Source organism: Corallococcus sp. AB018 (assembly GCF_003986945.1).
Lineage (GTDB): Bacteria > Myxococcota > Myxococcia > Myxococcales > Myxococcaceae > Corallococcus > Corallococcus exiguus.
Window position 1 is genome coordinate 1 of record NZ_RAWR01000309.1, and the last position, 9,000, is coordinate 9,000.

9 protein-coding genes are annotated in these 9,000 nt (G+C 69.8%); 5 read left to right on the top strand and 4 right to left on the bottom strand.

Annotated elements, in window-relative coordinates; all coding sequences use genetic code 11:
• The first annotated feature begins 186 nt into the window (after positions 1-186).
• The 4 genes from D7Y11_RS39495 (at position 187) to D7Y11_RS39510 (ending at position 3,657) form a co-directional block, all read left to right on the top strand.
• Positions 187-984 (top strand): ABC transporter ATP-binding protein, encoded by a 798-nt coding sequence (locus tag D7Y11_RS39495; protein WP_120581540.1) that lies wholly within the window; start codon positions 187-189, stop codon positions 982-984.
• A gap of 65 nt (positions 985-1,049) precedes the next feature.
• On the top strand, positions 1,050-2,015 hold the full coding sequence (locus D7Y11_RS39500; protein WP_126936268.1) for a hypothetical protein: 966 nt from the start codon (positions 1,050-1,052) through the stop codon (positions 2,013-2,015).
• Between the two features lie 51 nt (positions 2,016-2,066).
• Entirely contained in the window at positions 2,067-2,414 is a 348-nt protein-coding gene (locus D7Y11_RS39505; protein WP_126936269.1) for a helix-turn-helix domain-containing protein, read from the top strand.
• Positions 2,401-3,657: a type II toxin-antitoxin system HipA family toxin gene (locus D7Y11_RS39510; protein ID WP_126936270.1), complete on the top strand. Its 1,257-nt coding sequence runs from the start codon at positions 2,401-2,403 to the stop codon at positions 3,655-3,657. Before D7Y11_RS39505 ends, D7Y11_RS39510 begins: the two co-directional genes overlap by 14 nt.
• 9 nt (positions 3,658-3,666) lie before the next feature.
• Here D7Y11_RS39510 and D7Y11_RS45280 read toward each other — a convergent pair whose 3' ends face one another.
• From D7Y11_RS45280 to D7Y11_RS39525, 3 genes are all read right to left on the bottom strand, one after another.
• Positions 3,667-4,581 carry a CPBP family intramembrane glutamic endopeptidase gene (locus tag D7Y11_RS45280; RefSeq protein WP_306770491.1) on the bottom strand — a complete coding sequence of 305 codons (915 nt, stop codon included), beginning with the start codon at positions 4,579-4,581 and terminating at the stop codon, positions 3,667-3,669.
• 155 nt (positions 4,582-4,736) lie between these two features.
• A complete protein-coding gene (locus tag D7Y11_RS39520; RefSeq protein ID WP_120580842.1) occupies positions 4,737-5,381 on the bottom strand; it encodes a M23 family metallopeptidase in 645 nt (214 codons plus the stop codon).
• Positions 5,381-6,247 (bottom strand): PD40 domain-containing protein, encoded by an 867-nt coding sequence (locus tag D7Y11_RS39525; RefSeq protein WP_126936271.1) that lies wholly within the window; start codon positions 6,245-6,247, stop codon positions 5,381-5,383. Before D7Y11_RS39525 ends, D7Y11_RS39520 begins: the two co-directional genes overlap by 1 nt.
• Positions 6,248-6,408: 161 nt before the next feature.
• Here D7Y11_RS39525 and hflX point away from each other — a divergent pair, with 161 nt between their 5' ends.
• On the top strand, positions 6,409-7,872 hold the full coding sequence (hflX, locus tag D7Y11_RS39530) for a GTPase HflX (RefSeq protein ID WP_126936272.1): 1,464 nt from the start codon (positions 6,409-6,411) through the stop codon (positions 7,870-7,872).
• A gap of 3 nt (positions 7,873-7,875) precedes the next feature.
• Here the strand turns inward: hflX and D7Y11_RS39535 are convergent, their stop codons facing one another.
• On the bottom strand, positions 7,876-8,682 hold the full coding sequence (locus tag D7Y11_RS39535; protein WP_126936273.1) for a hypothetical protein: 807 nt from the start codon (positions 8,680-8,682) through the stop codon (positions 7,876-7,878).
• Between the last annotated feature and the right edge of the window lie 318 nt (positions 8,683-9,000).

A 9,000-nucleotide genomic window follows, 5' to 3' on the forward strand; every position in this document is an offset into this window, starting at 1 on the left:
GGTGCCGGTGAGGCCCGCCGCGGGGGGCCTGGGGCGAAGTGTCTTCCTGGGGGTGTCCGCGGGTACGGGCCTGCTGGCGCTGGGGCTGTGGGGCCTCGGGATGCGCCGCGCGCGCCGGAAGCGGGGGAGCGGGCAAGCGTGAATCCAGAGCGGCCGGCGGGGCGTGCGCGGTAGGGTTCCGGAGCGATGAGTGACGCGAGCCGTGAGCCGGCGCCGAAGCTGACCCTCGAGGTGCGGGACCTGCACAAGTCGTTTGGCGGGCAGCCCGCGCTCCGGGGCGTGGACCTGGTGGTGCCGGAGGGCACGACCTGCGTGCTGATGGGCGTGTCCGGTTCCGGCAAGACGGTGCTGATGAAGCACATCATGGGCCTGATCCGTCCGGACCGGGGCGTGGTGTTGGTGGAGGGCGAGGAGGTGGCGAAGATGGACGAGCCCAAGCTCAACCAGATGCGCCGCAAGCTGGGCATCCTCTTCCAGGCGAACGCGCTGTTCGACTCGCTGAACGTCTTCGACAACGTGGCGTTCCCGCTGCGCGAGCGCACGAAGATGTCCGAGCCGGACATCACCAAGACAGTGAACGAGACGCTGGGGAAGGTAGGCCTGTCGCACGCGGCCACGCGCTTCCCGGGAGAGCTGTCCGGCGGCATGCAGAAGCGCGTGGGCTTCGCGCGCGCGACCATCCTCCAGCCGAAAATCCTGCTCTACGACGACCCCACGGCGGGTCTGGATCCGCTCACCACGGCGGCGGTGAATGAGATCATCACCACGGGCAAGCAGCAGCTGGGCGCCACGTCGCTGGTGATTACGCCGGACGTGGCCTCCGCCTTCGGCACGGCGGACAACCTGGCGCTGATGCACGAGGGCCAGGTGGTGGAGTACGGCCCGCCGGACCACTTCCGTCAGTCGCAGCACCCGGAGGTGAAGGCCTTCCTGCGCAACTGGCTGCGGCGGCGCTCCGCGCAGACCCAGACACCGCAGGCCTGACAAGGATTCATGTAGGCTGCGGTTGCCCGAGGGCCGGCGGGTTCGTGATGGAAGCAGGAGTCCGCATGTCTCGCGGCAAGTTGCGTCCCGTGTTCAAGCGTCTGTGGTTGCTCGCGCCCGTCGCCACGTTGGGGTTGGGGTGCTCCTCGACGTGGGGCTGTGATTCGGATGAGAACTGGGAGCAGCAGACCTTCCCACTTCCCGCCACCCTGCGTGACGGGAGCGTCCCCACGCAGGACACCTCCTGTGAGGAGTTGTGCGAGGCGCTCGGGGCCAGGACGCCCTGTGCTCGCGTCCAGGGGACCGAGGTGGGGGAGGACGGCGGCGTCATCGAACAGGTGAGCTGCGAGGCCCACTTTCTCTGCGAGGGCCGGAGGCCGGAAGGACTGTGCAGCGACGGCGCGGTGGCTTCGGAGACGCCCGCGCTGGGAGCGCTCTTCGCGAGGATGGCGCACCTGGAGGCCGCGTCCGTGCCGGCCTTCGAAAGGCTCGCGGACGAGCTGGCCGTGCACGGGGCCCCGGAGCACCTGGTGCGGGCCGCCAGGCGTTCAGCGAAGGACGAGGTCCGTCACGCGGAAGCGATGGAGTCGCTGGCCCGCCGTCACGGAGCCCCGATGCCGGAGCTGAAGGTGGAGCCTTTCCGGGCCCGGTCACTGGAGTCGCTCGCCATCGAGAACGCGGTGGAGGGCTGCGTGCGGGAGACCTACGGCGCGCTGCTGGCGGGTTGGCAGGCCCGGAGCGCGGAGGACGCGCAGGTGCGCGAGTCCCTGGGCACCATCGCCCCGGATGAACTGAGGCACGCGGAGCTGTCCTGGGCCATCGACGTGTGGGCGATGGAGCAACTGTCTCCGGTCGCCCGCGAGCGAGTGGACGCGGCCCGCCGCGAAGCCTGGCGCGAGCTGGAGCAGGACGCGGCGTCCAGCCACCTGCCGGACGAAGTGGCTCGCCACTCCGGGCTACCCTCCGCGGACGTGGCCCGGAGGCTCGTGAGGGAGCTGGCGTCCGAGCTGATGCCCGGAGCGCTGGCGTAGTCAGAACCAATAGATTGATTTTAAGTCGCCGTTAGAACCAATCTATTGGTCATGCCTCGCCAGAACCTGACCCACGACACGACGCCATTCGCCGTGGCCCGGTCCATCGCCACCCTGGGGCAGAACATCGAGCGCGCCCGGAGCCGGCGGGGGCTCCGGCAGCTGGACCTCGCGAAGAAGACGGGGCTGGCACTCGGCACGATCCGTCGCATCGAGGAGGGAAGCCCCACCACGGCGCTCAGCGCCTACTTCACGGTTCTCTGGGCGCTGGGGCTCGAGCGCGAGTTCAACGACCTGGCCTCGCCGGACCGGGATGAAGAGGGCAAGACGCTGGAGTCCGCGCGCCAGCCCGCGCGGGTGGACCTCAAGGCGAAGGGGGACCTCGATGACGACTTCTGACCCGTCCGGCTGCTACGTGTACCTCCAGCTTCCGGCGTCGCTCGACGTCGTGACCTGCGGACGCTACGTGCAGCAGGACGGCGTGGGGCAATTCGTCTACGGCAGGAGCTACCTGTCCAACCCCCGCGCTGTCGCGCTGGATCCATTCGAGCTTCCGTTGCGTGAAGGCGTCTTCACGACAGCGAGGCTGGGAGGCATCTTCGGTCCGCTGCGAGACGCTTCTCCGGATGCCTGGGGACGCAGGGTCATCGAGCGGCAGTTGGGGCGCGGGGACCTGAACGAGGTCGGCTTCCTGCTCAACTCGCCGGAGGATCGCGCGGGCGCACTGTCGTTCGGGGAGAGCACCACGCCGCCCGCTCCCGTTCATCAGTTCAACAAGGTGCTCCAGTTGCGGCAGCTGCTCGAGGAGGCAGGCCGCGTTGAACAGGGACTGCCGCCGTCGCCCCAGGTCGACGCGCTGGTGCAGCCCGGCAGCTCCATGGGCGGCGCGCGTCCCAAGAACGTCGTCGAGGACGATGACGGCTTGTGGATCGCCAAGTTCCCATCGCGAAGCGACCGGTGGAACAACGCCGTGGTCGAGCACGGCATGCTGGAGCTCGCACGGGAGTGTGGTCTTCGCGCCGCCTCCGGGAGGCTCATCCGGGTCGCGGGGCAGGACGTGCTCCTCGTGCGCCGCTTCGACCGGGAGCGTACTGGTCCGAACTACCTGCGTCACCGGATGGTCAGCGCCTTGACGGTGCTGCGTGCGGATGAAGATCCGCGTGCGGATCCGCGCGAGCGCAGGAGTTGGTCATACCTCCTGCTGGCGGATGAATTGAAACGCTGGGTCCGCGACCCGGACGAGGACTTGCGCGAGCTGTTCTCCCGGATGGTGTTCAACGCGCTCATCTCGAACATCGACGACCATCCCCGAAACCATGCGCTCATCGCCCCCGATGCCCACTGGAACCTCTCGCCCGCCTATGACCTGACCCCGGCGCCCCAGGCCAGCACGGAACGCGACCTGGCGATGGGGGTGGGAAGCGCCCAGCATCGCCGCGCCAACCGGCGCAATCTCTTGAGCGAATGCGCGCGCTTCCGATTGTCCAGGGGCGAAGCCTCCCGGATCATCGACGCGATGAAGTCCCGCGTGTCGTCCCGTTGGCGCGAAGTCGTCAGCCACAGTGGCGGCACCGAAGCGGACTTGAAGTCCATCGAGCGAGCCTTCGACTACGAGGGCTTCGAGTACGGCACGGAGTCCTGAGCCCGAGCTTCAGAGGGGCGGCAGCTTCTCCAGGAAGCCCGAGCGCGACAGCCACAGCATCAGCGCGAAGCTGATGGTGTTGAAGGCCGCGTGCGCCACGATGAGCGGCAGCAGCCGTCCCCGGTACCAGAGGACGAAGCCGAACCAGGCGCCCATCACGAACGTCTGGAAGACGGCCAGCGTGCCCTCGTAGAAGTGCCCCACGGAGAAGAGCACCGCGGCACCCAGGATGGCCGGCACCCAGCCTCCCAGCACCACCTTCAGCCGAGGCACCAGGAAGCCTCGGAAGACGAACTCCTCGAAGCCCGTCACCACCACCATGATGGCCGCGAACGCCGGGATGCTCAGTCCCGTGTCCAGCAGCGCCGCCGCCACGCCCTTGCGCGCCGCCAGCTCCGCGCCCGCCAGCTTCAACGCCACCGCGACCGCCGCCAGTGGCACCGACGCCGCCAGGTGCACCACGTACGTGCCCACCAGCACCCCCCCGCCCAGCAGCAGCTCCCGCGCCCAGCCCTCGCGCACCAGCCCCACCTGCGCGGGTCCCTGACCGTCACGCCACATCAGCACCGCCACCAGCAGGCACATGCCCAGCGCCCGGATGACCAGCGGCGCCATGGACAGCGAGAAGCCCTTCGTCATCTCCGCGTCCGACGCCACCCACGCGCCCGCGCCCGCGCCGCCCAGCGCCACCATCAGGCCCAGCACGCCCCACCACGCTCCGCGCCGCGAGGACTCCCACGGCCGCAGGAGCATCAGCCCCCACGCCAGCAGCGCCAGCTCCACCGCCACGGCGGCCCCTCGGCCCAGCCGGGCCACCGAGGAGGGCCCCAGCACCGCGAAGAACACGAACGCGGCCTCCGCCAGCGCCTGGCGCTTCGCAGGGGCGTTCTCCAGCAGGACGGCGACATCACCACGAAGCACCACGGGCAATTCCTTCCGGCGCCACGGGGGAGAGTCCCGCGGGTTCCCGGACACGCTAACGACTTCGCCCCGGCGCTCCCGCTTTTTCATCCGCGCGACGCCCGGTTCAGGACGGGAGGGCCTTCCCTGGCCTCTCCCGTCCCGACAGGCCCCGCGGCCTACTGGCAGGTGATGCCGGGAAGCCCCCGGTACGCGCCCTGCGAGGTCCAGCGCGTGTAGGGCGTGCCGCAGGAGCCCGCGTAGGGGTCATCCGTGCCGTAGCCCGGCACGTAGTACTCGAAGTGCAGGTGCGGTCCCGTGGAAGCGCCGGACGAGCCCACGCGCGCAATCCAGTTGCCGCAGGCGAGCGTGGTCCCCCGCGCGAACTGCTGCGTGTATGCCTTCAGGTGCCAGTACCAGGTCTGCGTGTTGTCCGGGTGCCGCATGATGATGTAGTTCGCCGTGTAGAGGCCGCACGCGGCATAGGGATTGGACTGGTTCCAGTAGTTGCACCGGTCGTAGTACCCGTCCACCGACGCTTCGACGTAGCCCCGGGCGGCGTTCATCGCCCAGACGCCGTAGTCCATCTTCGAGAACCCGCCCACCAGCGCGTAGTCCGTGCCCGTGTGGCCGCTGTAGCGCACGCCACCGCAGGCGTAGTCCCGGCCGCCGTAGTCCTTGTACGCGCTCACCGTGCAGCCGCCGTTGCCGCACTGATCCGCGAGCTGCGACGCGGGGAAGCGGAACATCGTCTGCGCGGAGGAGACCGCCGGAAGCGAAAGCAGCGCGAACGCCGCCACCACCATGAGCCGCTGAAGGCGCATCACTTCGCACCTCCCACGTCCGCGGCCGCGTGGCCGGTGCGCACGTTGAGCGTCCAGAACACGCCGCCGCCCGCGTTGTAGCGGAGCACGTCCTCGCCCACCCACTCCATGTGGTGGCTGGAGACGGGCGGGGGCACGAACTCCTTCGGCGGGCCGCCGAACAGCATCCAGTTCTCCAGGCCCACGTTGGTGAGCTGCCGGGGCTCCGCGCCTTCCACCGTCGTGACGAAGAACGACGCCACGCTCGTCCGGCCCGACACGAACACCACCGTCTTGCCGTCCGGGGAGATGCTCGGCGTCGCGTCCACGCCCGGGCCGTCCGCCAGCACCTTCACGCGCCCCTTCATGTCGATGATGCCCACCGCCGTCTCATGCGGGCCCGGGGCGCCCGTCTTCAGCGTGGCCACCAGCGCGTCCCCCTTCGCCGTGGGGAACAGGTCGCCGCCCACCTGCTCGGCGAGCAGCCGCTCGCGGCCGTTCGCGTCGCGCAGCCGCAGGGTGCCCTCGCCGTCCAGCAGCGCCACCTCCTGGCCCACGATGCGCGCCTCGCGGTACTTGAACTCCGGGGCCACCACGCGGACCGCGCCGGTGTCCTCGGCGTACCGGACGATGGCCAGCAGCGGGAGGTCATCCGTCCCCAGCGGCTCCACGGGGATCTCCGCGACGATGCCCGCCAGCATCTCCCGGCCCTGGCCGAAGAGCTGGACGAAGCGAGCCTTGGGCCCGAAGGCCTTCTCCACGGCGGGGACCAGGCTCTCGCGCGCCTTCGTCACGCGGCGCAGGTCCGCCGGGTTCGGAGGCGCTTCCGCGAAGGCGGAGCCGCCTACCAGCGTCATCACTGCGAGTGTGAGGAATCGATTCTTCATTTCACTCCGGGGGATGGGGAAGACCGCGACGGGAGCGCGGTGACGAGGTTGTCTCAATGTCTGGGATTGAGTTGCTTTTAAACTGGTTATTCAAGAATAAGTGGAAAATTGAATGAGCGATGCAGAGGCACGGCCGGGCCCGGCGTGTTACGAGCCCATGCATGGCGAAAACCCTTCCCGAGCGCCCACGCGCCGTCCTCGTCGGTGTCCAGCTTCCCGGGGTGACGGATGAAGCGCATGCCGCGGACCTGGCGGAGCTGAAGCGGCTGGTGCACACGCTGGGCTTCGACGCGGTGGCGACCGTGTCCCAGCGCCGGCAGCGGCTGGCCACCGGCACGGTGCTCGGCTCCGGCAAGCTCAAGGAGCTGTCCGAGCTCACCGGTGGCACGGGCGTCATCCCGTCCGGCGCGCAGGGCAAGACGTCGAAGGCGCGGGAGAAGTGGGAGGCCGAAGCCGACGCGGAGCCCGAGGACCCGGACGCCCCGGTGGCTCCCGGCGACGCGGACCCGAACGGACCCGGAGCCGAGCCGCCCGACGAGGACGACGACGCCTTCCCGGACGCGGAATCAGACGCGGACGCGGAGGCCACCGCCGTCGAACCGGGCCCCAGGCCCACCGTGGTGGTCGTGGACCACGAGCTGTCCCCCGGCCAGCTGCGCAACCTGGAGCGCGCCACGGGCGTGCAGGTGCTGGACCGCGCGGGCGTCATCGTGGACATCTTCCACCGGCACGCCAAGAGCCACGAGGCGCGCATGCAGGTGGAGATCGCCCGGCTCAACTATCTGGCCCCGCGCCTTCGTGAATCCTCCGGAGGCAGTGAGCGCCAGCAGGGCCGCGGCTCGGGTGACTCGGCGGTGGAGCTGGACCGCCGCAAGATTCGCGACCGGCTGGCGGAGCTGCGCGAGGGCCTGGCCGCCATCCAGAAGGACCAGGACCACCGCCGCTACGCGCGCCGGGACCAGCTGCGCGTGGCGCTGGTGGGCTACACGAACGCGGGCAAGTCGTCGTTGATGCGCGCGCTCACGGGCAGCACGGTGCTGGTGGCGGATCAGCTCTTCGCCACGCTCGACACGACGGTGCGCGCGATGCAGCCGGAGACCCGGCCGCGCATCCTCGTCTCCGACACGGTGGGTTTCATCCAGAAACTGCCGCACGACCTGGTGGCGTCCTTCCGCTCCACGCTGGACGAGGCGCTGGAGGCGTCGCTGCTGCTCTACGTGGTGGACGCGTCCGACCCCACCTGGGCCGCGCAGCTGGAGGTCACCCGCACGGTGCTCCGGGAGATTGGCGCGGACGTGGTGCCGGGCAAGCTGCTCTTCAACAAGGTGGACCGGCTGGACGCGGCGGTGCAGGAAGCGCTCCGGGCCGAGCACCCCGAAGCCATCTTCCTGTCCGCGCACCGGCCGGACGACGTGGCCATGCTGCGCCGGGAGGTCATCGCCTTCTTCGAGGCCTCCATGGTGGAGGCCGACCTGGTGATTCCCTACGCACGGCAGGCCCGCATCGGCGAGGTGTACGAGCACACCACCGTGGTGTCCCAGGCCTACGACGAGACGGGCAGCCGGCTGCGCGTGAGGGGTCTACCGGGCGCCATCGCCCGGCTCACCCGGTCGTTCCAGGAGTAGGCGTCAGCGCACGACGGGCACGGTCACCGGGTCCTTCTCGTCCACGGTGACCTCCACCTTGCCCACGCGCCACAGCACCGGCTGGAACGCGAAGTTCAGGCGGTGCCCGTCCGCGGTCTCCACCAGGGCGGTGCCCTCCTTGGGCAGGTAGTTGCCCACTTCATATTCGAGCGACGTGAGCGTGATGCGGTCCGTCCCGTTCGGCCCTGTCAGCTCGCCCGGACCGTCGAACACCAGCGACGTGCCGCCGATGATGGGCAGCCCGTCGCGCTTCCCCACGGTGCTGTTGATGGAGAAGCTGTGGCCCTGGCGGCCGGGCACCTGGCCCTCGACTTCCGCGAACAGGCGCGTCTCGTCCGCGCACGTGCCGTAGCCCACCTTGGCCTGGAGCGTCTGGCCATCCACGGCCAGCTCGCGCAGGTCCGCCTTCATCTCCATCAGGTCCTCGCCGCCGCGGTACTCCAGCACCGCGCGTCCGGTGAAGCGCAGGCCGTGCACGTCACAGGCGGACGGGAAGGACACGACGACGGAGTCGGTGACGGCGTCCACGGCCTGCACCCGGAAGGTCGCGCAGGTCACCGAGGCGCTCAGCCCCTCCACTGCGCGGTTGAGGAAGGAGCGCCGGGGCTCGCCGCACGTGTACACGGGCATCAGGCCCAGCATCTCGAACGCGCCCCGCACCTGGTGCGTGGAGGCCGCCAGCCGCTCCACGCGGGCCTTCGCGTCGTCTATCTCCTCCTGGGTGGGCAGGTTGTCCCCACAGGCGGAGGTGGCGAGGGCGGCGAGGGCAGCGAAGGCAATGCGGCGCATGAAGGTCTCCGGAAAGACGGTGCGGCTCCCCCGCGCCATCGCGGAGGACCGTACCCCGAGCCTTCAGCAACGGTCATGCCCCCCTCAACCCCGCGAATCTCCAGGGAAAGGGGCTCCCCTGACCCCATGCAGCGTGTGCAGTGAGCTGCGCAACCAGGGGCGGCCCTGTCCGGGCCCGCCCGGTCCAAACCTGTCCGACAGGAGGTCTGCGCGGAATAGGGGTGAAGGCTGACTGGCTACTGAGCCTCAAGGGAGGCAGGGGCCTCCAGCACGAAGTAGACGCAAAAAAGCCGGCTGCGTGTCAGCAGCCGGCGGATG